The organism is Thermus altitudinis (assembly GCF_022760835.1).
GTDB lineage: Bacteria > Deinococcota > Deinococci > Deinococcales > Thermaceae > Thermus > Thermus altitudinis.
In genome coordinates this window covers 36,760-62,686 of record NZ_JAKTNQ010000014.1, presented here as the reverse complement: position 1 = coordinate 62,686, position 25,927 = coordinate 36,760, and the positions used below count along the sequence as shown (strand labels likewise).

Sequence of the window (25,927 nt, the reverse complement as noted above, 5' to 3'; positions counted from 1 at the left end):
GGACGTGGCAGCGGCAGTGAACATCTTGGCTAAGGCCTGGACGGGGCCTTCGGCTACGGGTTTATACCTGGAACCGAGAAGCCCCGCTCTTTAGAGCGGGGAGTCGTCACTTTGACCGCTGCGCCGGTTGCCACGGGGTGTTGCGCAAAGGGGCTACGGGGCCAGCCCTGGACCCCAAGAAGATGGCGGAAAAGGGCCTGGAGTATTTGAAGGCGGTGATATTTGGGGGCTTGCCCGGAGGGATGCCCGACTGGGGACGGCAAGGGATCCTGAGCGAGAAGGATACGGAGCTCATGGCCCGCTTCCTTTTAGAGTAACCCCCTGCGCCACCCATTCCCACCTACGAGGAGATAAAGAAGACCTGGAAGGTGCATGTGCCCCCGGAGAAGCGGCCCACCCGGCCCCTTCATGGGCGCAACTGGCAGAACTTCTTTGGCCAGGTGCTACGGGATACCGGTCAGGTGGCCATTATCGATGGGGATAAGAAGGAGCTGATTACCATTGTGCCCACGGGTTTTGCTACCCATATCCTGCGGTCCTCGGCCACGGGCCGCTACTTTATGGCCATCGGACGAGATGGCAGGGCCAGCCTCATCGATCTTTGGATGAACCCGCCCCAGGTGGTGGCCGAGTCCAAACCCTGCTTGGATGCACGGTCCATCGAGTCCAGCAAGTTTAAGGGTTACGAGGACAAGTATGCGGTGGTAGGGTGCTACTGGCCGCCCCCTATGGTGGTCCTGGATGGCCTGACCCTCGAGCCCCTCAAGATGGTTTCCACCATCTCTTACACCAAGGGAGCTGGAGAGCTGGTGACGGAAGCTCGGGTGGCGGCCATCGTGGCTAGCCACTTCAACCCCGAGTGGATGGTAAACCTCAAGGAGTCGGGTCAGACCTGGCTAGTGGACTACTCCCAGCTAGATAGGAAGGGTCGGCCCATGCCCATCACCATGATCGATACGGAACTATTCCTGCACGATGAGGGTTGGGCTTTAAAGCGGTACTTTATCGTAGCGGCCAACGCGGTAAATAAGCTTATCGTCATAGATACCAAAACCCGGGAGTTTGCCGCCGAGGTGGAGGCGGGGGTGAGGCCCCACCCGGGCCGGGGATCCAACTGGGAACATCCCACCTACGGGCCGGTTTGGGCCACGGGGAATATCGGTAGCCCCGAGGTAACGGTGGTGGGCGTGGATCCCGAGAAGCATCCCCAGTATGCCTGGAAGGTGGTCAAGCGGATCGCCTTGCCCTACACCCGGAACCTCTTCATCAAAACCCATCCCAGTAGCCCTTGGGTCATCGTGGACTTCCCCATGAGCCCAAGCCCCCAGGCTGCGGCTAGTCTATGCGCCATAGATAAGCGCACGCTGGAGGTGGCCAAGTGCTGGGAGGTGCCAGGGGCCCAGGAGCTTAAGGCCCGCATGGTACACCCAGAGTTCAACAAGGGTGGGACGGAGATCTGGGTTTCCGCCTGGGGCTCCAAGGACACGCCTACCTTCATCGTGGTCTACGACGCCTTGACGCTTAAAGAGAAGGCCCGTATCACCGGGGACTGGGTGCGTACTCCCACGGGCAAGTTCAACGTGTACAATACCGCTTACGATATCTACTGACCCTTTTTGCTAGGGAGGGGGAAGGCTGGTCCTTCCCCCTGGTTTTTCGCCGTTTGAGGGCGGCAACCCACCCCGGCTGGTTTCCCTTGACCCCGGACATGGCCTGAAACCCGATCGGCCAGATACGCTAAGTTCATGGAACGCCCCGAGTTTGCCCTGTACCCCTATCTGGTGGCCTGGGAGGTGACCAACGCCTGCCTTCTCGCCTGTCGCCACTGTCGGGCCTCGGCCATGCCCTACCCCCTGCCCGGGGAGCTTTCCACGGAAGAGGGTTTAAGGCTCATAGAGGAAGTCGCCACCTACCGCCCCAAGCCCCTCCTCCTCCTTACCGGGGGGGATCCCTTGGCCCGCCCCGACCTGACGCTCCTTATCCAAAAGGCCAAGGGGCTGGGGCTTAAGGTGGGACTCACCCCGGCGGCTACCCCCTTCCTTACCCGCGAGCGGGTATTCGTGCTCAAGGAGGCTGGGGTGACCCGGCTCGCCCTTTCCCTGGACGGGGCTACTCCGGAAAACCACGATGCCTTTCGGGGGGAGCAAGGCACCTTTGTCCGGACCCTGGCGGCCTTGGACTGGGCGAAGGAGGCGGGGCTTCCCACACAGGTGAACACCACCATCACCCGGGAGAACTGGCCAGAGATAAAGGCCCTTCCCGATCTCCTGGCGGAAAAAGGCGTGGTTCTTTGGAGCCTTTTCTTCCTGATCCCCGTGGGACGCGGGGTTCTTTTGAAGCAGCTCTCCGCCCGGGAGTTTGAGGAGGTGCTCCACTGGCTTTACGGGATTTCTCAGACCTATCCTTTCCATGTGAAGACCACCGAGGCCCATCACTTCCGCCGCGTGGTGTTGCAAAGGCGTAAGGAAGAAGGAGGCCAGGACCGGGCCTTGGCAGCGGGGGAGAGCCTCTACCGGGAGTACTTCCAAGACGGCATGGAGCACTCCCGCCTGGGGGTTACGGACGGCAATGGTTTCGTTTTTGTATCGGCCACCGGGGACGTGGCTCCCTCGGGGTTCTTTCCCGTATACGCTGGGAACATCCGGGAGAAATCCCTTCTGGCCATTTACCGGGAAAGCCCTCTTTTCCAGGAACTCCGCAACAAGGACCTGCTGAAGGGGAAGTGCGGGGTTTGTGAGTACCGCTATGTGTGCGGGGGAAGCCGGGCCAGGGCCTATGCGGAAACCGGGGACTATTTGGCCAGCGAGCCCCGGTGCGTCTACGTGCCCCCGGCTTGGTTGGAACGGGTGGGGAAGGTTCCTGCGGCGGGATAAGGGGTTAGGCCGGTGCGTGGTCTGGGCAGGCAAGGCGGAGGTCCCAAGGCGTGAGGGCCAGGCCAAGGAGGGAGCAAAAGAACCCGTCTTCCCGCCTGAGGTGACGGCAGGTGAGGCAGAGGCCGGTTTCGGGCACCGTTCCTTGGCGCACCAGCTTTGCTAGGAGCTCCATGAGCCCGGAAAGGATCTCCTCTTGATGGGGTATTTGGGCCAGGGCCTGGCGGAAGGGGGCGGCATAGGTTTTTAGAGCCTGGGCCAGCTTAACCCCTTCCACCGTGGGCTTTAAGACCCAGCGTCGACCATCCTGCTCGTCCTTGGCCCGGGACAGAAGGCCCTTGCGCTCCAAGCTGGTGAGGGCCTCGCTCACCGTGGCTGGGGTGAGGGCCAGGAGTTCGGCTAGGGCCACCACCCCATAAGGCCTCTGGGAAAGGTGCAGGAGAAGCTGGGCTTGCAAAGCCGTAAGGCCTAGGTGGAAGGCCTCCCGCGTGAGGAGGGCCCGCTCCACCTGGGCCAGGCGCTCTAAAAGGGCGAGAAGCTTTTCCTGGCGGCGTTCCTCTTGCGAAGCCTCCACCCTTTCATCTTAGGGTCGGAAGGCGCTAAACACGTAGTCGGTGTTGGCCGCTCCCTGGTGGCAGTTGTGGCAGGAGGCGGGGTCGATGTTAAGGGGCTTTTTATCAGGCCCGAAGGCGTAGTACCCCCAGCCTCCCGTGGCACCGTATTGCTCTGGGTCCTTGACCATCACCCCGATAAGCTTCCTAGGGCCTTCCTGGAGGGCGTTACCTTCCTCCTTGGCCTCGAGGAGGTCAAAGACGATGACCGTGCCCTTGGGAAAAGGATTCTTTTTGCCGTCCAGATATGTCTTTAGTCCAACCTGGTTCACATAGACGTGGTGCAGGCCGCCGAAGCTTTCGTAAAGGGGATGGCCAGGCTTGAGCTCCATGCTCTTCACGTGGGTCCAGAGGCGGAAGCCCTCCGGGTAGGGAAGGGCAGGCTGAGCCCGGCTCCCACCGTACTGGTACTGGGCTAGGACCCATAGACCCAAAGCCACAAGGCCGAGGAGAACCGGTATCTTCGTCCGCATATCCTACCTCCCTTCAAAAGTCCCCTTCCCTGGAGTAGGGGTGGCTCCAGAGGGCCACTTGGAGGACCACGGCCTTGAACCAGGCCTGGTACATTCTCTCCACTTCCTCCTGCGGGTGGCCCTTCTTGGCCAAAAAGGGTTTTAGGGTGGCGGTGATGGGATAGATGAAGGCGATGAGATAGCGTAAGGGTACCTGGGGCGCGGAGTCCACCTTATCCGTCTGGTTCTTCTTGGTGCGGTGGTGGCGAAGCCCGATCTCCTCCTGGTAGCGGAGCCAGTCCTCGTCATGGGGACGGAAGCAGGTGTCCAGGATCCACTGGCCGAAGCGTTTTCGCACCCTTTCCAGGTACTCAGGAATGGGCTTACCATCGGGACCGGTGAAGTAATGCAGGAGATGGGGGTGGCTGCCCACAAAACCGTACCAGAGGTCCAGGATCTCCTCCACCTGGTCCTCTAGGATTTTGCCCGCTTGTTTTAGTGCTTCCTCGTCCTCTGGGTTCCACATTAGGGCGGCTTTGAGCCGGTCTAGCTCCTCGAGGTTCAAGGGAGAAGGGGCGAGGGCAGGGTCGCCGTAGCGGTAACCGGGGATCTCCATAGCTATCTCCTTAGGACTCCTAAATAATACACCGAGATCCTATCCCCGTCAAGGGTCTGGAAGGGCTCAAGGTTCCTGGCTCAGGATTTCTAGCAGAGCTCTTGCGTTGTTGTAGCGTTCTTCCTTTGCGCCAAAGAGGAGGGTTACGGTCTTTTCCCGGCTTAGGGCCTTAAGGCGCTTCAAGGCGGGGTTGCCCTTTAGCTCCTCTCGGTAACGCTGGAGGAACTCCTTGTACCTTTGGGGATCGTGGCCGAAGAAGTGGCGTAGGGCGTGGGAGGGCGCAAGTTCCTTGGCCCACCAGTCCACCCGGGCCTTTTCCTCCCTAAGCCCCCGGGGCCAGAGGCGGTCCACCAACACCCGCACCCCGTCTTCCGGGGAGGGCGGTTCGTATACGCGCTTGACCTTTAGAGCCATTCCGCCTCCGGCAGGACACATTCTGGGCACTGGGCTCCCACGAAGCGCACCCAATCTAGGAGTTCCTCCGCATCCTGCACCGGGCCCAGGTGGTAGACCTCCAGGAAGGGGTCGGCGATCAAGGCGCCCTGTTCTGGGATGGCCTGGATCAGGTTTCCTTCCCCGTCTAGAAGGAGGGGCAAGGGGCTTTCCCGAGCCTCTTGGGAAAGGAGGAAGGCTTGGGCCTCGAGGGCGGAAAGCTCCTCTTGGCGTGTGGTCAAGGCCCAGGCTAGGCCTAGGTCGCGCAGCAGAACCAGGATCTTTCCCTTGAGGTCCGGCAAGTATATCCTCTGCCCCCCTGGGGTGAGGAGGGCATAGGGAGGTAAGGGTTTTCTCAGAGAGACCATACCCAGATTTTCCTCCTTCCTCGAGCTTGGGAGTGTGATGCCGAGCAAGGGGCTTACCCTCTTGAGCGGTCCTTGGCGGCTCAGATGGAGGCTGCACTGCCGGGTCTACCCTTGATCCGGGTCATGGACGGGGGGTAGGCGAGGGGGCAGGCTGGGGCTTGGAGGTGTTTATGCCCCACGTGATCTGCGAGCCTTGCATAGGCGTTAAGGACCGGTCCTGCCAGGAGGTTTGCCCGGTGGAATGCATCTACGATGCCGGGGAGCAGCTTTACATCCACCCGGACGAGTGCATTGACTGCGGGGCCTGCGTACCCGCCTGTCCGGTGAACGCCATCTACCCTGAGGAGGACGTTCCCGAGCAGTGGAGGGTTTACATAGAGAAAAACCGCGAGTGGGCCCAGACCCTGCCCAACGTGCACGTGTTGGAGGAAGGGTAGGGTTTCGTGGGAAAGGTGAACGGGAGTTGCCTTGACCGGGAAGGGCCAGGAGCTTAGAGGACTTGCGGAAAGGCCCTCAGTGGATTTGGCCAGCTAAGGCTTGGGGATCGGGGATTTCCACGGTCCGTCCCTTGAGCCGGATCAGCCCCTGGCGATAGAGTTGGCCTAAGTTGCGGGAGATGGCTTCGGGGATGGTGCCCAGAAGGGCAGCTAACTCGGGATTAGTGGGTAAGGGAAAGCCTTGCCCCTCTTGATGAAAACGCTCCAGCAGGTACTCGCAAAGCCTTTCCCGCACCTCGTGGAAGACCAAACGGTCTAAAAGATGGAGAAGCTGGCCCTGGCGGCGGGCCAGGTAGCGGATTAAGGCCCGGGCCAAGGGAGGGCGTGCCTCCACCAACTGGAAAAAGCGTTCCTTGGGGATGGCCAGCACCTGGCTTTCCTCCAGGGCCTCGGCACTGGCGGGGTAGGTGGGCCGGTCTAGGAATAGGGCCACCTCGGCCAGGACCCGCCCCGGTCCCTCCAGGTGCAACACCACCTGCTTGCGTCCCTCTGGGTCCAGCTTGTACACCTTGATGAGGCCCTTTTCCACCACGAAGAGGGACTGCACGGGCTCCCCCTCGAGGAAAAGCACCTCCCCCCGCTTTAGCCGCCTAGCTCGGGTTTCCTGTTCCAAGGCCCTAAGGTCCTCAAGGGCCAGATCGCGGAACAGGGGAACCTGCTTAAGGTCCATCCCTTACCCCTTTAATGTGGCCAAGCGCCGCTGTGCCTCTTCCAGATAGGGCTCCAGTCTTAGGGCCCTGGCGTAGGCCTCTTTGGCCACCTCCAGGTAGCCCAAAGCCTCGGCCAACTCACCCAGACGGAGGAAACCAGAGAGGGCCCGGTCCTGAAGGTAGTTCCGTTCCCCCTCCACCCATTCCCCATAGGGATCGTCGCCATACAGGGGACCCTTGTACAGCTCCAGGGCTTGCCGGAGCGTTTTGAAGGCAGAAAGGCCTTCCTCCAGGTCGGCCTTGCGCATCAGTTCCTCAAAGCGCTCAAAGTCCAAGAAGCGGTTTTCGGGAAGCTTGAGCCGGTAGTACTCTCCTTCGCGCTCCACAATACCCGGAAGGGTTTTGCGGATGTGGTAAACCTGGGTGTAGAGCTCCTGCCGTGCCCGGTCTGGCGACAGGTCAGGCCAGAAGATTTCGCAGATGTCCTCTATGTAAAGTGCCCGGTCCTTGTTGGCCAGGAGGTACTTGAAAAGCTGGAAAGCCCCGCTCCGCCCAAAGTCCCTAGAGCTCAGCTCCTTACCGTGGTACCGGAGGCGGAACTGGCCCAAGGCGTAGATTTCCAGCTCCGGGGACGGGGTGTCTGGCTGCCCTGAAGGGAAAAGGAAGGGGATGGCTAGACGGGTGAACCAAAGGGTCGGGGCCGCCGGGCGGGTGGCGGGCTTAGGGGGACGGGCGTGGAACAAGGTAACCATGGCCACCACCTCCCCCCGGGCCCAAAGGGGCAAGCAAGTCCTGGGGCGCCCCTGGGCCTCTGGGCACGCGGGGAGCCCGTTCTTATAACCCACCACCGCTCCCTGCCAAGCCGGGCAGTTTCGCATCTCACATTGGGGAACAAGGCCCCGTTCCCACCTTTCTCCCCCTCGGGCCACCAAGCGGACCCCGGTGGCTTGGCTCAGGCGTTGAAGCTCTTTTAGCAGGGTAAGGCGCGCCTCGGAAATCTCACCCCGGTAGAGGTGCTGATGGAGGGCCTGCAAACCCACCTCTCCCAACCGGGTGAGGAGGGTGTAAAGGGTGCTGGCGAAGAGGGGACCGATGCGGGAGAGGGTTTCCAAGGGTTCCTGGTGGTCCAGCTCGGCGTTGCGGGAGGCCAGATTCAGGACCCCGATAAGGCCTTGGGGGAGCTCTAAGGGGTAGCAGATGTAGGTTTGGTAGCCGAGTTGCTTTACCTTTTGCCGCAGGTACCGGGGGTCTTCGCTAAGGGAATGGGTGAAAAGCGGCTCCTGCTTAAGGGCCACGATGCCAGGGTAGCCTTCTCCCAGTTGAAACCAAGGCCTCTCCAGAAAGGCCTCGCGGTGGAGGCCCTCGTAGGCGGTGAGGATCACGTGGTGTCCCTCGGGGTCTATCAAGAAAAGTTCGGCCGCCTCCATGCCCAGGGCTTGGCGTAGGGTACGGAGGAAGTCCTCGAGGGCTTGGGGAAACCCCTCGGGGCTCCGCAGGAGGTGTTGGGTTAAGCGGGAAAGCTCCAGGAGGAGGTCCGGGGGTTCGGCCCGTTCGGGGTAAAGCTCCACCAAAAAGCTCCCTGCTTCCCGGTATCCCTGGCAACGGAGGCGTCGGCCCTTGACCAACAAGGGGGTACTGGCCCGGTAGGCGCCCCGCCTAAGCTCCCGCTGCACCGGGCAGCGGGGACAAAGAGGGCGGCCGAAGGGATCCTGTCCCTGGACCAAGAGGGCGCAGGGGAGGCCGCTTCCCTCCAGGCCTAGGGAGGGGTCGGCCTCGAGGACCGTGGCCACCCCTTTAGGGTCCAGCCGCAACCGGGCTAAGGGCTTCATCCCTTTTCAGGATACGGGGTTTCTTTTAGGACGAATGTCCCGGGAAGTGCCAGTGGGCGCCAGGTCCTCCCTCCAGACTGAAAACCGGAGGTGAGGATGAAGGGCAAAAGGTTCTTTCCCCTGGCCTTGCTCCTGGCCCTATCCGTGGCCCTGGCCCAAGATGGGAAGGCCCTTTACGGCCAGTACTGCGCCGCTTGCCATGGGCCTGAGGCGCAGGGCATCCCCGGGGCCATTCCCCCTTTAGCGGGGAACCCACGGGTACAGGAGGAGGCCTACGTGGTGAAGGCGGTGCGGGAGGGGATTTCTGGTCCCCTGGAGGTAGGGGGGGTGAGCTATAGCGGGGTCATGCCCCCCATGCCCCAGGTCTCCGAGGCCCAGGCCCGGGCCATCGCCCAGTATCTAAAGGGTTTATCCGGTGCCCAAGCTGAGGCTCCAGCGCCCGCGCCTCAGGTCCAAGGGGATCCTGCCTTAGGCCGGGCCCTGTACCTAGGTCAGAAAGCCTTGCAGAATGGCGGGGCCCCCTGCCAGGCCTGCCACACGGTGGCGGGGGTGGGCTTCCTCGGCGGGGGGTCCTTGGGCAGGGACCTCACGGATGCCGCTAAGCGCCTAGGAGGCGAGGCCGGGCTCAGCGCCCTTTTGCAGAACCCCGCTTTCCCCGTGATGCGGGAGGCCTACAAGGGTAGGCCCCTTACCGAGGCTGAGGCGGCGGCTTTGGCCGCGTTCTTGGTGCAGGTTTCCAATGAGGTTCCAAGGCCCGCTTCCCTGTATCTGGGCCGGTATTTGGTGGCCGGCATGGTGTTCCTCTCCATCCTTCTCCTTTACCAGGCCATCCTTTGGCAGCTCCGTCCCAAAAGCCTGGCGGAGCGCATCCAAAGCCAGCTTAGGAGGTAGACATGAGGGACTGGATCAAGGAAATAGAAAGCCCGGCGGAAAGGAAGTGGGAGGAGTTCTACCGTAACCGCTTCCAGCACGACAAGCGGGTGCGCACCACCCACGGGGTGAACTGCACCGGCTCTTGCTCCTGGGAGGTCTACGTCAAGGACGGCGTGGTCACCTGGGAGCTTCAGGCCACGGACTACCCCAGCCTCGAGGCCGGCCTTCCCCCCTACGAGCCCCGGGGTTGCCAGCGGGGCATCAGCTTCAGCTGGTACCTCTATAGCCCCATCCGGGTGAAGTACCCCTACGCTAAGGGGGCCCTTTTGGACCTATACCGGGAGGCCAAGAAGCGCTACCCCGACCCGGTGGCCGCCTGGGAGGCCATCCAGAGCGACCCTCATAAGCGTAAGCGCTACCAGAAGGCCAGGGGCAAGGGGGGTTTTAGGCGGGCCAGCTGGGATGAGGTCCTGGAGCTCATTGCTGCCGCCGTGGTCTCCACGGTGAAGCGCTATGGGCCGGACAGGGTCATCGGTTTCTCCCCCATCCCCGCCATGAGCCAGATCTCCTACGCTGCCGGCAGCCGCTTCCTCTCCCTTTTGGGCGGCGTGCCCATGAGCTTTTACGACTGGTACTGCGACCTGCCCAACGCCTCCCCCGAGATCTGGGGGGAGCAGACCGACGTCCACGAGTCCGCCGACTGGTACAACGCCCGTTTCATCGCGGTGATGGGCTCCAACCTCAACATGACCCGCACCCCCGACACCCATTTCATCTCTGAGGTGCGGCACGCCGGGGCCAAGCTCACCGTCTTCAGCCCCGACTTTTCCCAGGTTTCCAAGTACGCTGACTGGTGGATTCCCATTAACCCGGGTCAGGATGGAGCCTTCTGGATGGCGGTGAACCACGTGATCCTCAAGGAATACTACGCCGAGCGGGAGGTGCCCTATTTCCTGGACTACCTGAAGCGCTACACTGATGCCCCCCTTCTGATTGAGATTCGGGATGGGCGCCCTGGGCGGTACCTTCGGGCCAACCGCCTCGCGGACTACGCCGAGGAGGAAAACGGGGACTTCAAGCTCCTCCTCTGGGATGAGGATAAGGGTCCCAGGATGCCTGGGGGTACCATTGGCTTCCGCTGGCAGAAGGAGAAGGGCAAGTGGAACCTGAAGCTGGAAGACCCCAGGACCGGCGAGCCCTTAAACCCCCGCCTGAGCCTCCTGGGGGCGGAGGACGAGGTCCTTCTTCTGGAGTTTGACGACTTCGCCTCCGACCGGAAGCTTAAGCGGGGTGTACCGGTTAAGTACGTGGTCACCAAGGAGGGGGAAAGGGTGGCGGTGGCCACGGTCTTTGACCTCCTCATGGCCCAGTTCGGGGTGGGGCGGGGTTTGCCTGGGGACTATCCCAAGGGCTACGAGGACGATCTTCCGTACACCCCCGCCTGGCAGGAGAAGTGGACCGGGATTCACCGGGATACCCTCCTCAAGTACGCCCGTTCCTGGGCGGATAACGGCCTCAAGACCCGGGGGAAAAACCTCATCATCATTGGGGCGGGCATCAACCACTGGTACCACAACAACCTCCTCTACCGGGCGGGGATCGTGGCCCTCATGCTCACGGGAAGCGTGGGGGTGAACGGTGGGGGCCTCGCCCACTACGTGGGCCAGGAGAAGCTGGCCAACCAGGCCTCTTGGGGTCCCATCGCCTTTGCCACCGACTGGGGCTACCCCCCTAGGCAGCAGAACACCCCTAGCTTCCACTACGTCCACTCCGACCAGTGGCGCTACGAGCGGGGCTTTTCCGCCTACGACAAGACGGCGGCGGGTCTAACGGACCACACCATAGACCACCAGGTGCGGGCGGTGCGCAAGGGGTGGCTCCCCTTCTTCCCCCAGTTCAACAAAAGCCCCTTGGAGGTGGTCAAGGAGGCGGAGGCCAAAGGGGCCAAGACCGAGGCGGAGATCGTCCAGCATGTGGTGGAGGCCCTTAAGCGGGGGGAGCTGAGGTTTGCCGTGGAGGATCCCGACGCTCCCGAGAACTGGCCTAGGGTCTGGTTCATCTGGCGGGGGAACGCCATCGGCACCAGCGCTAAGGGGCACGAGTACTTCCTGAAGCACTACCTGGGTACCCACACCAACACCATTGCCGAGGAGAAGGCCGAGGGACAGGTCCAGGAGGTGGTCTACCGCAAGCCGGCCCCCGAGGGGAAGCTGGATCTGGTGGTGGACCTCAACTTCCGCATGGACACCAGTGCCCTCTACTCCGATATCGTCCTTCCCGCCGCCACCTGGTACGAGAAGGACGACATCAACACCACCGATCTCCACACCTTCATCAACCCCCTGCAGGCGGCTGTGCCCCCTGCCTGGGAGTCCAAGCCGGACTGGGAGATCTTTAAGGCCATCGCCAAGAAGGTTTCCGAACTGGCCCGGGTCCACCTGCCCATCCCGGTGAAGGACATTGTGATGATTCCCTTGCAGCACGACACCCCGGACGAGCTGGCCCAGGCCGAGGACCGGGACTGGAAAAAGGGCGAGGTGGAGCCCATCCCCGGCAAGACCATGCCCAAGTTCCGGGTGGTGGAGCGGGACTACACCCAGCTTTACGAGAAGATGGTGACCCTAGGGCCGGTGGTGGAAAAGGTGGGAGTGGGGATGCACGGGCTTACCATCCCGGTGGAGGACTTCTATAAGGAGTTGGCGGAACGCCAGCCCAGGGTTTTCCAAGGGGAGAAGCGGCCCAGCCTCGAGGAGGCCCGCCAGGTGGCCGAGGCTATCCTCCTCCTGGACCCAGTTTCCAACGGGGAGTTGGCCTACCGGGCTTTCTTGGACGAGGAGAAGAAGACCGGGGTCAGGCTCACCGACCTGGCCGAGGGTAACCGCCACGTGCGCATTTCCTTTAAGGACATCGTGGCCCAGCCCCGCCGCCAGCTCACCACCCCCACCTGGAGCGCCGTCATCAACCAGGGCCGGGCCTATAGCCCCTACACCCTAAACGTGGAGCGCCTCATCCCCTGGCGCACCCTCACCGGCCGGCAACACTTCTACCTGGACCACCCCAACTACCTGGCCTTTGGGGAACACCTTCCCACCTACAAACCCCGGCCGGACGTCCATATGCTCCAGGAGACGGAGAGGAGCCTCAAGGAGGCTCAGGGCAAGCTCCTCAACTACATCACCCCCCACGGGAAGTGGTCCATCCACTCCACCTACTCGGAAAACCACCGCATGATGACCCTTTCCCGGGGTGGGTACCCGGTCTGGCTCAACGATAAGGATGCCGCGGAACTGGGCATTAGGGACAATGACTGGGTGGAGCTTTTCAACGACAACGGGGTCTTCGTGCAAAGGGCCATCGTCTCCGCCCGGATTCCCAAGGGAACGGTTTTCGTTTATCACGCCACCGAGCGCACGGTGGGCATTCCTAAAAGCCCCTTAAGGGGCAAGCGGGCCGGCATGAACAACTCCATCACCCGTGCCCGCCTCAAGCCCGTGCTGATGTCGGGCGGCTACGCCCAGTTCACCTACGCCTTCAACTACTGGGGGCCGGTGGGGGTGAACCGGGACACCTGGGTCTTCGTGCGCAAGCTGGAGCGGCCCCCAGAGTGGTAAAGGAGGAACGCCATGAAGGTTAGAACCCACATGTCCATGCTCTTCCACTTGGACAAGTGCATCGGTTGCCACACCTGCTCCATCGCCTGCAAGAACATCTGGACCGACCGCAAGGGCGCGGAGTACATGTGGTGGAACAATGTGGAAACCCGGCCTGGTGCCGGCTATCCCACGGGCTGGGAGGACCAGGACCGCTTCAAGGGGGGTTGGGAGTATAAGGACGGCCACCTGGACCTTCGCCTGCACTCCCGCACCCAGGGGCTTTTCCGCCTCTTCTTCAACCCCGCCTTGCCTTCCATAGACGACTACTACGATCCCTACACCTTCCGTTATAGCGACCTCTTCACCAGCCCAGAAGGGGAGGACCAGCCCACGGCGGTTCCCGTTTCCATGATCACCGGGGAGGTGATGACCCCCGCCTCCGGTCCCAACTGGGACGATGACCTGGGGGGAAGCCCCCTTTACGCCCAAAACGACCCCAACCTGAAGGGTTTGGACCCCGGGGTGCGCGCCCAGCTTTCCGAGATCGAGGGGGTGGTCTTCCAGTACCTGCCCCGCATCTGCAACCACTGCCTGAACCCGGGTTGCGTGGCCGCCTGCCCCACGGGGGCCATCTACAAGCGGGCGGAGGACGGGGTGGTGCTGGTCAACGAGAACAAGTGCAAGGCCTGGCGGATGTGCGTGGCCGCCTGTCCTTACAAGAAGGTCTACTACAACTGGGCCACCGGGAAGAGCGAGAAGTGCATCCTCTGCTTCCCTCGGCTGGAAACTGGTCAGGCCCCGGCCTGCGCCCACTCCTGCGTGGGGCGGATCCGCTACATGGGGGTCCTCCTCTACGATGCCGACCGCATTCCCGAGGCGGCCATGGTGCCCGACGACCAGCTTGTGGAGTCCCAGCTTGGGATCATCCTAGACCCCTTTGACCCCGAGGTCATCGCTGCCGCCAAGGCCGAAGGGATTGACGACGGCTGGATCAAGGCTGCCCAGAACTCCCCCATCTACAAGTTCGTGAAGGTCTGGCGGCTCGCCTTCCCCTTGCACCCTGAGTACCGGACCCTGGCCATGATGTTCTACGTCCCGCCCCTTTCCCCGGTGGTGTCCACCCTGGAGAAGGCCTTGAGGGCCAGTCAGGGGAAAGAGGGGCTGGTGCGGCTGGACATTCCGGAAACCGACTTGGACTTTGAGGTCTACGAAAGCCTAGAAAGGGCCCGTATGCCGGTAAAGTACCTGGCCAACCTCTTCACCGCCGGCAACGAAAGCCTGGTCGTGCCCGCCCTTAAGAAGATGCTGGCGGTGCGCATCCTGAAAAGACAGGAGAGCCTGGAGGGGGGCGTGACGGAAAAGGCCCTGAGGGTCTTGCAGGATGCTGGGCTCACCCTCGAGGAGGCCGAAGCCATCTACCGCCTCACCACCCTGCCCACCCTGGAGGAGCGCTTCGTGCTGCCCCCTTACCACCGGGAGATGGCGGCAGAGGTGTGGAAGGACCCCCTGGCCCACAAAGGGGAGACGGGCTTCGGCTATATCCAGCCGCCCTTGAGGGGGGAGTAGGAGGAAGCCATGGGCAAGGCCACCCTTCTGGAAACCCTGGCCCTGGCCTTGGACTACCCCATGCCGGGCCGCTTGGAGGAGCTTTGGCGGCGCTGGATCGCCTGCCCCAGGGGCCAGGCCAAGCAGAAACTGGAGCGCTTTTTGCGCCAAGTGGAGGAGCTTTCCTTAGGGGAGTGGGAGGAGCTTTACACCCGCACCCTGGACCTCACCCCCACCACCGCCCCCTATGTGGGCTTTGCCGTCTATGGGGAAAGCTACCAGCGGGGGGAACTGTTGGCGGCTTTGGTGCGGGCCTACCGGGAGATCTCCTTGGACCCGGGAAGCGAGCTTCCCGACCACCTGGCCAATGTGCTTCGCTACCTGGCCCGGTGTGAAAACCCCCTTCCCGAGCTTTTGGAGATCCTGCCCAAGGCCCTTAGCGAGATGCACAAGACCCTTAAGACCCTGGATGCCAAGAACCCTTATCTCCTGGTCCTCGAGGGGGTCCAGGAGGCTTTGCAGGGGGATTTGGCGAGGAGGTGAAGGATGAACTGGAACACCCTTCTCTTTGGCGTCTTCCCCTACATCGCCCTCACCTTGGCGGTGGTGGTCACCGCCTACCGCATGGCCTATAGGCCCTTTTCCGTTTCCGCCCAGTCCAGCCAGCTTCTGGAGCAGAAGCGCCTCTTCTATGGCTCCATCGCCATGCACTGGGGGCTGGTTCTGGTGCTTCTTGGCCATTTGCTGGCCCTTCTCATCCCCAAGGGGCTTCTCCTTTGGAACGCGGTGCCCTTAAGGCTCTACCTTTTGGAGATCACCGGGCTTGGCCTAGGGCTTTGGGCCTTGGTGGGGACCTGGGTGCTTCTTACCCGCAGGCTTTCCGTGGCCCGGGTGCGGGCGGCTTCCACCTCCATGGATTACCTGGTCTTGGTGGTAATCCTCGTGTCTGCCCTTTCCGGGGTCCTCACCGCCCTTCTTTACCGCTTTGGCAGCTACTGGTTTCCCGCGGTCATGACCCCTTACCTCTGGTCCATCTTTACCCTGCAACCCAGGCCGGAACTCATCGCCGACCTTCCCTTTTGGACCCAGCTGCACGTCTTTAACTTCTGGGTCTTCCTGGCGGTCTTCCCCTTCTCCCGGTTGGTGCACATCATTACCGTTCCCCTGGGCTACGTCCTTAGGCCCTGGCAGATCGTCATCTGGGTGCGCAAGTTGGCGAGGTGACCCATGGTCCATGATCCCGACCAGCTGGAAAAGGAACGGCCCGCTCGCCTGCGGGTGCTTTGGCTCTCCACCATCGGCTTCACCGTGATGTTTGCGGTCTGGCTGATGTTTGGGGTGCTGGGAGTGCCCATCCGCAAGGAGTTTGGCCTCACGGACGTGCAGCTTTCCTGGCTCTCGGCCGTAGCCATTCTGAATGGCTCCCTGTGGCGGCTTTTCGCCGGCATCCTCACCGACCGGTATGGGGGGCGGCTGGTTTTCACCCTTATGCTCTTCTTCACCGCCATTCCCGCCTACCTGGTTTCCCGAGCGGGAAGCTACGAGGAGCTTCTCCTCTACGCCTTTCTGGTGGGCTTTGCCGGCAACTCCTTTAGCGTGGGCATCGCCTGGAACTCCGCCTGGTTCCCCAAGGACCAGCAGGGCTTCGCCTTGGGCCTCTTCGGGGCGGGGAACGTGGGGGCCAGCGTCACCAAGTTCATCGGCCCTGCCCTCATTGCCAGCGTGCCCACAGCGGGCTACCTGGGAGGCTTGATCCCCGGGGGTTGGCGCTTCATTCCCTTCCTCTATGCGGTGCTTTTGGTGCTGATGGGGTTGGTCATGTGGTTCGCCACCCCCAGGCAGGATAAGCGCCCGGGGCAGGGAAGGCCCTTCTTGGAGATGCTGGCGCCCCTTAAACACATACGGGTGTGGCGCTTCAGCCTCTATTACGTGGTGGTCTTTGGGGCCTATGTGGCCTTAAGCGCCTGGCTTCCCAAGTACTACGTGGATGTCTTTAGCTTACCCTTGCACGAAGCCGCTCTCCTTACCGCCCTTTTCATTTTCCCCGCAAGCCTCCTAAGGCCCCTTGGGGGCTACCTTTCCGACCGTTATGGGGCCCGGCGGGTCATGTACTGGACCTTTGGCATCATCGGACTGGCCTCGGGGATCCTCATGATGCCCGAGGGGCATATCGTTCTTTACACCAAGCAGGGAACAAAGGAGGTCATGCAGTTCACCATGAACGTCTGGCTCTTCACCGCTTTGGTCTTCCTGATCGGTGTGGGAATGGGGGTCGGCAAGGCGGCGGTCTACAAGCACATCCCCACCTACTTCCCCAAGGACGTGGGGGCGGTGGGGGGCCTGGTGGGGATGCTGGGGGCCTTGGGGGGCTTCTTCCTGCCGCCCCTGTTCGCCTACGCCCAGGCCTGGACGGGCCTACCCCAGATGACCTTCTTTGTGCTTTTCCTGCTCACGGCCATCAGCTTCCTGTGGATGCACATCACCGTGCTGCAACTTCTGCAACAAGAGGCCAAGCACCTGAAGAACGAGTTTGAGCTGAAAGGAGACCGCCCATGCTGAAGACCCACAAGGGCACCTGGATTCCCGAATGGAACCCCGAGGATCCCAAGCGCTGGGATTCCGCCTTAGCCTGGCGCACCCTCTGGATCACCACCTTTAACCTCACCCTGGCCTTCATCACCTGGTTCGTGGTGAGCGCCCTGGTGGTGCGCCTGCCCAAGGTGGGCTTTGAGCTTTCCACCCTCCAGCTCTTTTGGCTTACGGCCATGCCGGGGCTTGCGGGGGGTACCTTGCGCATCATCTGGACCTTTTTGCCCCCCATCCTGGGCACCCGTCATTTGGTGACCTTTTCTACCCTCCTCCTCCTGATCCCCCTTTTGGGCTGGAGCTTCGCGGTGCAAAACCCCCAGACCCCCTACTGGATCCTTCTCCTTTTGGCCTTTTTGGCGGGGATCGGCGGGGGGAACTTTTCCGGTTTCATGCCCTCCACCAGCTACTTCTTCCCCAAGCGGCTCCAGGGGACGGCCCTGGGGTTGCAGGCGGGGATCGGCAACTTTGGCGTGTCCGTGGTCCAGTTCGTGACCCCCTGGGTCATCGGCTTCGCCCTCTTTGGCTCCCTTTTAGGTGAGCCCCAGACCTTTGCCCCCAAGCCCGGGGTGTCCCAGCCCATCTGGCTTCAGAACGCCACTTTCCTCTGGGTGCCCTTTGTGCTGGCGGGGTCTTTGCTTGCGTGGGTGTACTTAAGAAGCGTTCCGGTCCGGGCTAACCTCCGCGAGCAGTTTGACATCTTCCGCGACAAGCACACCTGGATCATGACCAGCCTCTACATCATGACCTTCGGCTCCTTCTCCGGGTTTTCCGCCATCTTTCCCCTTTTGATCCGGGAGGTCTACGGGAAGTTTGAAGGGGCCCCGGATCCCTTGAAGTACGCCTTTCTGGGCCCACTGGTGGGCTCTTTGGCCCGAATTATCGCCGGCCCCATCTCGGACCGCTTCGGTGGGGCTGTCGTAACCCAGGTTTCCGCCATCGGCATCTTCTTTTCCGCCCTGTTGGTTACCCTTTTCACCCGGCCCACCTCTTTGGACCAGTTTCCTTTCTTTGTCTTGGCCATGCTTCTGGTTTTCTTCTTTAGCGGGGTGGGAAATGCCAGCACCTTCAAGCAGATGCCCATGATCTTCCCGCCCCGGCAGGCGGGAGGGGTTATCGGTTGGACGGCGGCCATCGCCGCCTATGGGCCTTTTATCTTCTCCACCCTGGCCGGTTACACCCAGAAGGCCACCGGGAGCTTCACCGCCTTCTTCTATGGCCTCATGGTCTTCTACGCCTTGAACCTCTTCCTTAACTGGTACTACTACGCCCGCAAGGGGGCGGAGAAGCCCTGCTGATGCCACCCCACCCTGGCCCTGCCAGGGTGGGGGTCCCGATAAGGCTTTGCCGCAAGGTCTACCTCAGAGTGGTCGGAAAGTAAGCCAGAGCGAGGATCGGCTAGAGAAAGCTCCCGGGCAAGGGCGTCTTGGCCCGGGTATTCCCTTGACCCAGGTCATGGCAGGGAAGGGAGAGGCAGGCGAGGCTTAAAGCATGGAGCTGGATGTGCGCACGCTACCCCCGCGGGAACGGCACCCCAGGATTTTTGCCCTTTTTGACAGCCTAAGGCCTGGGGAGGGTTTTGTCCTGATCAACGACCATGACCCTAAGCCCCTTTACTACCAGCTTCTGGCGGAAAGGCCGGGGCAGGTGGACTGGGCGTACCTGGAGGAGGGCCCGGAGGTATGGCGGGTGAGGATCGGCAAGAGGTAGTCCGGCCCGAGATGAAGGTGGCCGAGGTCTTGAGGCGTTGGCCAGAGCTCCTTCCGGTTCTGGTGGAGGCAAGCCCGGCCTTCCAAAAGCTCAGGAACCCCATCCTGCGCAAGACCATGCCCAACCTGGTCACCGTGGCCCAGGCGGCCAGGATGGGGGGGTTAGAGCCGGAGGAGCTGGTGGCCCGGTTAAACCGGGCCCTAGGGGTGGAGGCCAGGCCAGAAGTGCTGGAGGCCAAGGATGTGGAAAGCCTCCTTGGCACCCCACCTCCTTCCTGGGTTTCCGCTCCCGTGGGATTTCGGTTGGATGTGCGGCCCATCCTGGAACAGGGTGGGGAGCCCTTCCAGGCCATCATGACGGCGGCCCAGGAGGCAAAGCCCGGGGAGAGGCTGGTTTTGGAGGTGCTTTTCGAGCCCATTCCCCTTTACAGGGTCCTGGGGAAGCAAGGCTTTTTGGCTTGGTGCGAACGGCTTGGGGAAAAGCACTACCGGGTCCACTTTTACCGCCAGGAGGGGGGTGAGGGCTGGGAGACGCTTCCCGGCCCTACCTCCTTAAGCGAGGCCGATTGGGCAAGCTATCAGGCGGAGGTCTACATTGAGGAGAACCTCGAGCCCCCCTTGCCCATGATGCGGGTGCTGGAGGCCCTCGCCCAGCTAAAGCCGGGGGAGAAGCTTCTGGTCCACCACGTGCGCCGCCCCGTGCACCTCCTGGCCCGCCTCGAGGAGGAAGGGCACGCCTACTTGCTCAAGGACCTGGGCCCGGGGCAGGTGAAGATCCTGATCCGAAAAGGGGGATAGGCCCCAAGGCCCATGGGCTTCTGGCACTTCCTCTTCGTTCGGGCGGCACTCCTGTACCTCATCTACACCGCCCTCTTGGGGACGCTCTTCTACTTCTTCCCAGGGCTGGTGGGGCCCTTCAGGCCCTCCCACGTGCACGCTGGGCTGGTGGGCTTCTTCCTGCAGATGGTCATGGGGGTAGCTTATTGGATGATGCCGAGGCCCGGGGGCTTGAGGCAGGAGGCCCTTGAGGCCCTCACCTTCTTCCTCCTCAACGCAGGCCTCCTTCTTAGGCTGGTCCTAGAACCCCTCCACCTGCTGGGCCAGGAGGGACTGCGCCCTTGGCTTGGGCTTTCCGCTTTCTTTCAGCTTCTCGCCACCTTGGTCTTTGCCTTGGCCATGCGTAGGCGGGTGGTCACGGGGGATATGCTGAGGAAAATGCGCGAGGAGAGGGAAAGGAGGGGAGGATGAAGCCAGCGGTTACCTTTTCCGAGGTGGAGGTCCTCATCCTGGACCTGCCGCCTCTGCCCGAGGAGGTCTTGGCTGACCTGCTGGCCTTCGGCGGGTTGGGGGAGGAGGAGAAGAAGGCTATGCGCCTGGATGCGGAGAGGCTTCTCGAGGGCGCCGCTTCCTTTGTGGCCGGGGTCTACGACCACCTCAGCCGCCATCCCGGCACCGCCCGGGCCCTGGGATGGGAGGGGAGGGTTAGGGAAGAGGAACTCTACCTAAGGCGGGCCTTTTTCGCCACCTGGCTGGCGCGTACCATCGGGGTGGACACCTCGGTGGAGTTCGCCCGGGAGGTGTACCGGGCGGGGCTCTGGCACGGGGGCTTGGGCCCCAAGGAGGCTCTGATTCCCCCTGAATACGTGGGCCTTTCCTTCGCCCAGGTAGGGCGCTATGTGGCGGAAAGGGTGCGGGATGTGCGTCCCTGGCTGGTTTACCTCGCCGCCCAGGAGGAGGTGATGCGCAAAGGATTTGACGCTGCCTCGGCCCTGAGGGAGGGTAAGACGGCGGTGCGCTTTCAGGCTTTGGGCCTGGCCCACCCCGCCTTGCCCAGGCCCCTTTCCTTGCGGGCGGGAAGCGTGGGAGAGGCGCTCTTCAAGGCTTTCGCCGTGAACCCCGTCCTCAGGGACCTGGCCCTGGAGGCCCTGGCCGCCGAGGAGGAGGCGGGGCTTTGGTTGGAACCCAAGACCCTCTGGCGTCTTCGGCCTCGTTGGACGGTCCTCCTCAACGGCCGGGATGTGCGCTACCTCGAGGGCCTGGCCACCCCGTTGCGGGAGGGGGACCTCCTCACCCTTCTGCCCCCGGGCCGCTGAGGGGGCATTGACCTGGGTCATGGCCAATCCCCAGGGGGTGGCTCAGGATTAAGCCGATGTGGGTGACCGCCCATAACCGTGTGATCCCCCTCTCCATCCCCGCCGGCTTTGTCTTCTTGGGGGAGGGGTTCTTCTTGGTGTCCGGCTTCCTCCTGGCCCTTCACCCCGAGGCCCTTTCCTTACCCCGGCATCCTTGGGGTTTGGCCCTAGCCCACCTCTTCCTTTTGGGCTTCGGGGTGGGGGTACTCCTTGGGGCCATGCATCAGCTTTTGCCCGTGGTCCTCGAGGCGCCCCTTTACCGCCCGGAGTGGGGGTATCCGGTGATGGCCCTTTGGGGGCTTGGGATCGCCTTGCTGGCCTGGGGCTTTGCCCAGGCTCCTTCCCTGGTGCCTGCCGGCGGGGCCTTGGTGCTTTTGGCCCTCTTCCTTTTTGCCTACCACGCCTACCTCACCTTCCGCCAGGCTCCCCGCTGGAACCGGGTGGCCACCGCCTTGGCCTGGGTGGTCTTTTACCTGATCCTCACCCCACTCTTGGGGCTTTTGCAGGCCCTTTCCCAGCGCTATGGCTTCTACGACCCGGAAAGGCTTGCTTGGCACCTCCTGGCGGGCTTAGGTGGGGTTTTCCTCCTTTCCATCCTGGGGGTAGGGTACAAACTTGTGTCCATGTTCACGCTCACCCATGGTGTGGACGAGCGCATCCTGGGGCTCTTTCTTTTGGCCGCCAACCTGGGGCTTCTGGGTCTGGCCATGGGGGAGAGGTTGGGCTATCTCCTCCTCCTTCTGGCCTATGCCCTCGCCCTCTACGACACCTGGCGCATCCTCAGAAACCGCATGAAGAAGGCCCTGGATATCGGGGTGCGGCACTACCTCCTGGGCCTCTTCTTCCTGGGCCTGGCCCTCCTGGCCCTGCCCTTTGACCCTGTCTGGGCTGCCCTTTGGTTCGCCTTGGGCTTCGTGGGGCTGGTGGTAACGGGAATGCTCTACAAGATCCTGCCCTTTTTGGTCTGGACCCACCGGTATGCTCCCAAGGCAGGAAAGGAGAAGGTCCCCATGCTCAAGGAGATGCTGCCCGAGAAGGCGGGGTATCTGGCGGGGGGGCTTCTGGCCCTAGGGGCCTTGCTTATTCCCTTCCTGCCTTGGGCGGGGTGGGTCTACTTCATGGGGGTTTTCCCCCATGCCTATGCCCTGGTGGAGGTGATGCGGCGATGAACCCGTTGGAGGAACAGGCTTGGAACCTATTGCGGACGGTTTACGACCCGGAGCTGGGCTTGGACGTGGTGAACCTGGGGCTCATCTACGAGCTCAAGGTGGAGCCGCCCAGGGCCTACGTGCGCATGACCCTGACCACCCCAGGCTGCCCCTTGCACGACAGCATGGGGGATGCGGTGCGCCAGGCCCTAAGCCGGCTTCCTGGGGTGGAGGCGGTGGAGGTAGAGCTCACCTTTGAACCCCCCTGGACTCCCGACCGCCTTTCCCCGGAAGCCAGGCAACTCTTGGGCTGGGTTTGATCCTGCTCAGGAGGTGAGGCCTTCGCTTTCCTCTATGGCCCGCAAGAAGGCTTCCATCACCACGGGATCAAACTGCCGGCCTGCTTGCTCTTGGAGGTAGGCCAGGGCCCTTTCCTTGGGCCAGGCCTTCCGGTACGGACGGTCGGAGGTGAGGGCGTCGTAAACGTCCACCACGGCGAAGATGCGGGCGGAAAGGGGTATTTCCAGGCCCTTTAGCCCCCTGGGGTAGCCCGAGCCATCCCAGCGCTCGTGGTGGGCGTAGGGAATCTCCAGGGCCTTCTTTAGGAAGGGGATGCCGGAAAGCCACTCGTAAGCGTAAACGGGATGCTTTTTCATGATGGCCCACTCCTCCTCGGTGAGGGGGCCAGGCTTGAGAAGAACGCTGTCAGGGATGGCAATCTTGCCCACGTCGTGTAGGATGGCCCCGCGCCGGATGTGCTCTATATCCTCCTCGGGTACCCCCAGCACCCGGGCCAGGCGTAGGGTGAGTTCCGTGACCCGCTCGGTGTGGCCAGCGGTCTCCTGGTCCCGGAGCTCCACCGCCTTGGCCCAGCCCCAAAGGGTTAGGTCGTAGGCGGCTTCCAACTCCCGCTGGCTTCTTAGGAGCTCCTGGAAGGTGAGGGCGTTGTCCAGGGCCACGGCACCTTGGGATACCAGGGATTCCAGAAACTCTTCGTCTTCGGGGGAGAGGTTCCAGGGCTTGCGGGTGAAGGCCGCAAGAACCCCAAGGAGCCGTCCTTTGGCGAAGAGGGGGTAGACCTTTTCCGCCACCAGATCCTCCTTGAAGGTGAACTCGGGCTCGGCCCCAGGGTCTTGGGTGAGATCGGGGACGAAGACCACCTCTCCTGTGAGGGCGGCCTTGCCCAGGTGGCCCTGGCCCAGGAGAATGCGGCGGGGAATGGCCCGCTTGGGGGTATAGAACCCCCTTAGGCCCCGGAGCTCCAGGGCCTTTTCCTTGGGGTCGTATAGGAAAAGGGCTGCGGCATCCAGGGGAAGGCGCATCACCTGGTTGAAGAAGACCTCCAGGGTGGGCTCCAGTTCCAGGGAAGCGGCGATGGCCTGGTCCACGGCCCGCAAGGCCTCTAGTTGTTCCACCCGCCGCGCCAACTTGCGCCGAAGGCTGGCCCGGCGGACGGCGTTGCCTATGGCCTCGACCAGAAAGAGGATCCGGTCCACTTCAGAAGCCGTGGGTGTGCGGGGATGGGGCCAAGCCACGGTGAGGGCGCCCACCGGCTCTTTCCCTGCCAAAAGGGGGGCCACCACCCCGCTCCACCCCTCGGGGACCAAGGGCTTGGCCCCAAGGCGCACCCTTGGATCCCCTTTTAGGTCCAGGCTTACCACCACCTCACCCCGGAAGGCCCTAGCCACCAGCCCTTCTTCCTGCAGGGTTTCGGGAGTAGGGATTTCCTTAAGCCAGCCCCGGCTCGCCGCTTCCTCCAGGTGCCCCGTTTCGGCGTCGTAAAGGAGGATGCTGCCCACCGGGGCCTCGAGGGCTTTGAGGCATGTATCCAGAGCGGCCTCCATCATCTCCTTCAACTGCTCGCTTTGTCGGAGGGCCACGCTAACCTGGGCGAAGGCCTCCAGGGCCAGTTCCCGTTCCTTGGCCTCGGTGATGTCCAATCCCACGCCCAAGACGGCGGGTTTACCGCCGATCTCCACCCGGGCGGCGGAGTAGTCCAGCCAACGCATCTCCCCCTCCTTGGTGAGGATGCGGAAGGTGTAGCGGCTGGGAGGGGTTCCCCCGCGGATCCGGGCCAGGCCCCGCCCCCGGACCAGCGCCCGGTCGGCGGGGTGGACGAACTCCCAGATAGGGCGGTTGTTAAGCTCCTCCCGGGTGTAGCCGGTGAGGCGCAGGACTTCTTCGTTGGCAAAGGTGAGACGCTCTTCCTGCCACAAAAGGATCAAGGCGGGTGCGGTTTCCGCCAGGGTACGGAAGAGGGCCTCCGACTCCCTTAAGGCTCTTTCCCGGGCTTTTTCCTGGGTGATGTCCCGCTTGATGGCGATGAAGTAGCGGACCTCACCCGCTTCCCGTACCGGGGTTATGGTCATGTACTCGGTATAAAGGGTGCCGTCCTTACGGCGGTTGACGATTTCTCCTTCCCATACCCTTCCCGAGAGAATGGTATCCCAAAGGTCTTGGTAGAACGCTTGGTCCTGGACACCGGACTTCAGGATGCGGGGGTTTTTGCCCAAGGCCTCCTCCGCAGGGTATCCGGTAAGGCGGCTGAAGGCGGGGTTCACCCACGCGATACGCCCTGTGCGATCCGTGAGGACCACGCCCTCGTGGGCGGCCTCCAGGGCATTTTGAAGGAGGCGCATGGTGGCTTCGGTCTGGAGCTTCTCGGTTACATCCAGGGCCACCACCAACACGGCGGATCGGTGGTTGTAGGTGAGGGTATGGGAAAAGATTTCCACTTGGATTTCCCGTCCGTCCCTGAGGCGGTGGATCCAGGGACCGGAGTGCTTTAGGGGTGGCCTGGGGTTCCTGAGCTCCTGTAAGAGCCGGGGACGTTCCCCTTCCGGGCGGATATCCAAGATGGTTATACTTAGGAACTCTTCCCGGGTATACCCGTACTTTTCCACCGCCGCTTGGTTGACCTCTAAAAAACGAAGGGTTTCCAGATCGTAGACCCACATGGGCAGGGGATGGGCCTGGAAGAGAACGCGGAAGCGTTCCTCTTGGGCCTCGAGGGCCCGCTGTGCCTCTATTTCTTGGGTTATGTCCCGGGTATACCCGGTGAGGCTCTGGGTTTCGCTATCATACACTAGGTTGTGCTCAAGCCACAGCCAACGGCTTTGGCCGTTGTCGTCCAAGCGGAATCGGAAGACCACTTTCTGAACGGCGGCCGGCTCGGCAATAGCCTTGTGGAAGGCTTTTTCCAAAGCGTCCAGGTCCTCGGGGTGAACGTGCTTTAGGTAAAGCCCAGGATCCCTCAGGAAGGCCTCCAGGGGGTATCCGGAGCGTTTGGCTTGGGGTCCCAAGTAGAGGATCGGGGCGCGGAGCAGGTCTGCATCCGGGGTTGCTTGTACCTGCCAGGGTATCCCGGGAAGGGTTTCCAGCAGGTTCTGAAAGAGGTGGCGCTGGGCCTCCAGCGCTTGTTTCAGCCAGACCTCCTCGGTTTCGTCCCGCACATTCAGGACAATTCCCTGAACAGAAAGGTCATGCAGGAGGTTTTTGCCCCAGACCCGTACCCAGCGCACCTCACCCTTTGGATCCAGAATGCGCAGGCTGTACTCTTGGGTGGCTCCGGGGTGGCGGAGGAGGTCCTCCAGGGCGGCCTCGGCGTAGAAGCGGTCCTCGGGGTGAACAAAGGAAAGTATGGTAATGCGCTCTCTGGTGTACCCCAGGGGATCGTAGCCCAGGACGTGGTCTACGTTGGGGGAAACGTAGCGGATATACCCTTCGGGGTCCACAATGTAGATGAGTTCACGGCTGTTTTCCACTAAGGTGCGGAACCGTTTTTCTGAGGCCTCGAGGGCCTTTTGGCTAGTTCGCTCCGTGATCTGTAGCCCTTTGGCCAGGAGGTAAATCAGCAGGGAGGACAAGACCACATAAAGTCCCCCCTGGAGGAAGTGCCAGTGGATATAGCCAGAGGGGTTCTGGCTACGGAGCAGGAGGATCCAGTCGCTACCCAGAACCCACAGGAGGGAGAAAAGACCGTAGAGAAGTGCGACTTCTCGGGGGCTTAGCTTCAC

24 protein-coding genes and 1 pseudogene are annotated in these 25,927 nt (G+C 62.4%); 17 read left to right on the top strand and 8 right to left on the bottom strand.

Annotation, left to right across the window (positions count from 1 at the left end):
- Nucleotides 1-107 precede the first annotated feature (107 nt).
- From L0D16_RS06750 to L0D16_RS06740, 3 genes and pseudogenes are all read left to right on the top strand, one after another.
- A pseudogene (locus L0D16_RS06750) lies at nucleotides 108-317 on the top strand (c-type cytochrome); the annotation flags it as partial.
- A 57-nt stretch (nucleotides 318-374) separates the two neighbouring features.
- Nucleotides 375-1,610: a cytochrome D1 domain-containing protein gene (locus L0D16_RS06745; protein ID WP_243030781.1), complete on the top strand. Its 1,236-nt coding sequence runs from the start codon at nucleotides 375-377 to the stop codon at nucleotides 1,608-1,610.
- Nucleotides 1,611-1,745: 135 nt separating this feature from the next.
- Nucleotides 1,746-2,873 carry a TIGR04053 family radical SAM/SPASM domain-containing protein gene (locus tag L0D16_RS06740; RefSeq protein WP_243030780.1) on the top strand — a complete coding sequence of 376 codons (1,128 nt, stop codon included), beginning with the start codon at nucleotides 1,746-1,748 and terminating at the stop codon, nucleotides 2,871-2,873.
- A gap of 4 nt (nucleotides 2,874-2,877) precedes the next feature.
- Here the strand turns inward: L0D16_RS06740 and L0D16_RS06735 are convergent, their stop codons facing one another.
- The 5 genes from L0D16_RS06735 to L0D16_RS06715 all read right to left on the bottom strand — a co-directional run bounded on the left by L0D16_RS06735 (nucleotide 2,878) and on the right by L0D16_RS06715 (nucleotide 5,349).
- Nucleotides 2,878-3,444 (bottom strand): MarR family winged helix-turn-helix transcriptional regulator, encoded by a 567-nt coding sequence (locus L0D16_RS06735; RefSeq protein WP_243030779.1) that lies wholly within the window; start codon nucleotides 3,442-3,444, stop codon nucleotides 2,878-2,880.
- 9 nt (nucleotides 3,445-3,453) lie between these two features.
- Entirely contained in the window at nucleotides 3,454-3,954 is a 501-nt protein-coding gene (locus L0D16_RS06730) for a cytochrome P460 family protein (protein WP_243030778.1), read from the bottom strand.
- Nucleotides 3,955-3,967: 13 nt separating this feature from the next.
- On the bottom strand, nucleotides 3,968-4,549 hold the full coding sequence (locus L0D16_RS06725) for a protoglobin domain-containing protein (protein ID WP_243030777.1): 582 nt from the start codon (nucleotides 4,547-4,549) through the stop codon (nucleotides 3,968-3,970).
- 66 nt (nucleotides 4,550-4,615) lie between these two features.
- Nucleotides 4,616-4,963: a DUF488 domain-containing protein gene (locus tag L0D16_RS06720; RefSeq protein WP_243030776.1), complete on the bottom strand. Its 348-nt coding sequence runs from the start codon at nucleotides 4,961-4,963 to the stop codon at nucleotides 4,616-4,618.
- Nucleotides 4,954-5,349 carry a hypothetical protein gene (locus L0D16_RS06715; protein WP_243030775.1) on the bottom strand — a complete coding sequence of 132 codons (396 nt, stop codon included), beginning with the start codon at nucleotides 5,347-5,349 and terminating at the stop codon, nucleotides 4,954-4,956. The genes L0D16_RS06720 and L0D16_RS06715 overlap by 10 nt, the downstream gene beginning before the upstream one ends.
- A 170-nt stretch (nucleotides 5,350-5,519) precedes the next feature.
- Here L0D16_RS06715 and L0D16_RS06710 point away from each other — a divergent pair, with 170 nt between their 5' ends.
- Nucleotides 5,520-5,786 carry an indolepyruvate ferredoxin oxidoreductase subunit alpha gene (locus L0D16_RS06710; RefSeq protein ID WP_243030774.1) on the top strand — a complete coding sequence of 89 codons (267 nt, stop codon included), beginning with the start codon at nucleotides 5,520-5,522 and terminating at the stop codon, nucleotides 5,784-5,786.
- Between the two features lie 76 nt (nucleotides 5,787-5,862).
- Here the strand turns inward: L0D16_RS06710 and L0D16_RS06705 are convergent, their stop codons facing one another.
- Nucleotides 5,863-6,516, bottom strand: coding sequence for a Crp/Fnr family transcriptional regulator (locus L0D16_RS06705; RefSeq protein WP_243030773.1), 654 nt, complete (start codon nucleotides 6,514-6,516; stop codon nucleotides 5,863-5,865).
- Nucleotides 6,517-6,519: 3 nt separating this feature from the next.
- A complete protein-coding gene (locus L0D16_RS06700) occupies nucleotides 6,520-8,325 on the bottom strand; it encodes an AfsR/SARP family transcriptional regulator (RefSeq protein ID WP_243030772.1) in 1,806 nt (601 codons plus the stop codon).
- Nucleotides 8,326-8,421: 96 nt separating this feature from the next.
- Here L0D16_RS06700 and L0D16_RS06695 point away from each other — a divergent pair, with 96 nt between their 5' ends.
- From L0D16_RS06695 to L0D16_RS06635, 13 genes are all read left to right on the top strand, one after another.
- A complete protein-coding gene (locus L0D16_RS06695) occupies nucleotides 8,422-9,216 on the top strand; it encodes a c-type cytochrome (RefSeq protein ID WP_243030771.1) in 795 nt (264 codons plus the stop codon).
- A gap of 2 nt (nucleotides 9,217-9,218) precedes the next feature.
- Complete coding sequence (locus L0D16_RS06690) at nucleotides 9,219-12,809, top strand: nitrate reductase subunit alpha (protein WP_243030770.1); 3,591 nt, start codon at nucleotides 9,219-9,221, stop codon at nucleotides 12,807-12,809.
- Nucleotides 12,810-12,821: 12 nt separating this feature from the next.
- Nucleotides 12,822-14,357, top strand: coding sequence for a nitrate reductase subunit beta (narH, locus tag L0D16_RS06685; protein WP_243030769.1), 1,536 nt, complete (start codon nucleotides 12,822-12,824; stop codon nucleotides 14,355-14,357).
- Between the two features lie 9 nt (nucleotides 14,358-14,366).
- Nucleotides 14,367-14,879: a nitrate reductase molybdenum cofactor assembly chaperone gene (locus L0D16_RS06680; RefSeq protein WP_243030768.1), complete on the top strand. Its 513-nt coding sequence runs from the start codon at nucleotides 14,367-14,369 to the stop codon at nucleotides 14,877-14,879.
- A gap of 3 nt (nucleotides 14,880-14,882) precedes the next feature.
- A complete protein-coding gene (narI, locus tag L0D16_RS06675; protein ID WP_243030767.1) occupies nucleotides 14,883-15,560 on the top strand; it encodes a respiratory nitrate reductase subunit gamma in 678 nt (225 codons plus the stop codon).
- A 3-nt stretch (nucleotides 15,561-15,563) separates the two neighbouring features.
- A complete protein-coding gene (locus L0D16_RS06670) occupies nucleotides 15,564-16,895 on the top strand; it encodes an MFS transporter (protein ID WP_243030766.1) in 1,332 nt (443 codons plus the stop codon).
- Nucleotides 16,889-18,220: an MFS transporter gene (locus L0D16_RS06665; RefSeq protein ID WP_243030765.1), complete on the top strand. Its 1,332-nt coding sequence runs from the start codon at nucleotides 16,889-16,891 to the stop codon at nucleotides 18,218-18,220. The genes L0D16_RS06670 and L0D16_RS06665 overlap by 7 nt, the downstream gene beginning before the upstream one ends.
- 193 nt (nucleotides 18,221-18,413) lie before the next feature.
- The gene (locus L0D16_RS06660; protein ID WP_243030764.1) at nucleotides 18,414-18,632 is read left to right on the top strand and encodes a DUF2249 domain-containing protein; all 219 of its coding nucleotides are present in this window, start codon (nucleotides 18,414-18,416) and stop codon (nucleotides 18,630-18,632) included.
- Entirely contained in the window at nucleotides 18,605-19,429 is an 825-nt protein-coding gene (locus L0D16_RS06655; protein ID WP_243030763.1) for a DUF2249 domain-containing protein, read from the top strand. Before L0D16_RS06660 ends, L0D16_RS06655 begins: the two co-directional genes overlap by 28 nt.
- A gap of 12 nt (nucleotides 19,430-19,441) precedes the next feature.
- On the top strand, nucleotides 19,442-19,879 hold the full coding sequence (locus L0D16_RS06650; RefSeq protein ID WP_243030762.1) for a hypothetical protein: 438 nt from the start codon (nucleotides 19,442-19,444) through the stop codon (nucleotides 19,877-19,879).
- Entirely contained in the window at nucleotides 19,876-20,724 is an 849-nt protein-coding gene (locus L0D16_RS06645) for a protoglobin domain-containing protein (RefSeq protein ID WP_243030761.1), read from the top strand. Before L0D16_RS06650 ends, L0D16_RS06645 begins: the two co-directional genes overlap by 4 nt.
- A 56-nt stretch (nucleotides 20,725-20,780) precedes the next feature.
- Nucleotides 20,781-21,932: a hypothetical protein gene (locus L0D16_RS06640; RefSeq protein ID WP_243030760.1), complete on the top strand. Its 1,152-nt coding sequence runs from the start codon at nucleotides 20,781-20,783 to the stop codon at nucleotides 21,930-21,932.
- Nucleotides 21,929-22,231: a metal-sulfur cluster assembly factor gene (locus L0D16_RS06635; RefSeq protein WP_243030759.1), complete on the top strand. Its 303-nt coding sequence runs from the start codon at nucleotides 21,929-21,931 to the stop codon at nucleotides 22,229-22,231. Before L0D16_RS06640 ends, L0D16_RS06635 begins: the two co-directional genes overlap by 4 nt.
- A gap of 6 nt (nucleotides 22,232-22,237) precedes the next feature.
- Here L0D16_RS06635 and L0D16_RS06630 read toward each other — a convergent pair whose 3' ends face one another.
- Nucleotides 22,238-25,927: a PAS domain S-box protein gene (locus L0D16_RS06630; RefSeq protein ID WP_243030758.1), complete on the bottom strand. Its 3,690-nt coding sequence runs from the start codon at nucleotides 25,925-25,927 to the stop codon at nucleotides 22,238-22,240.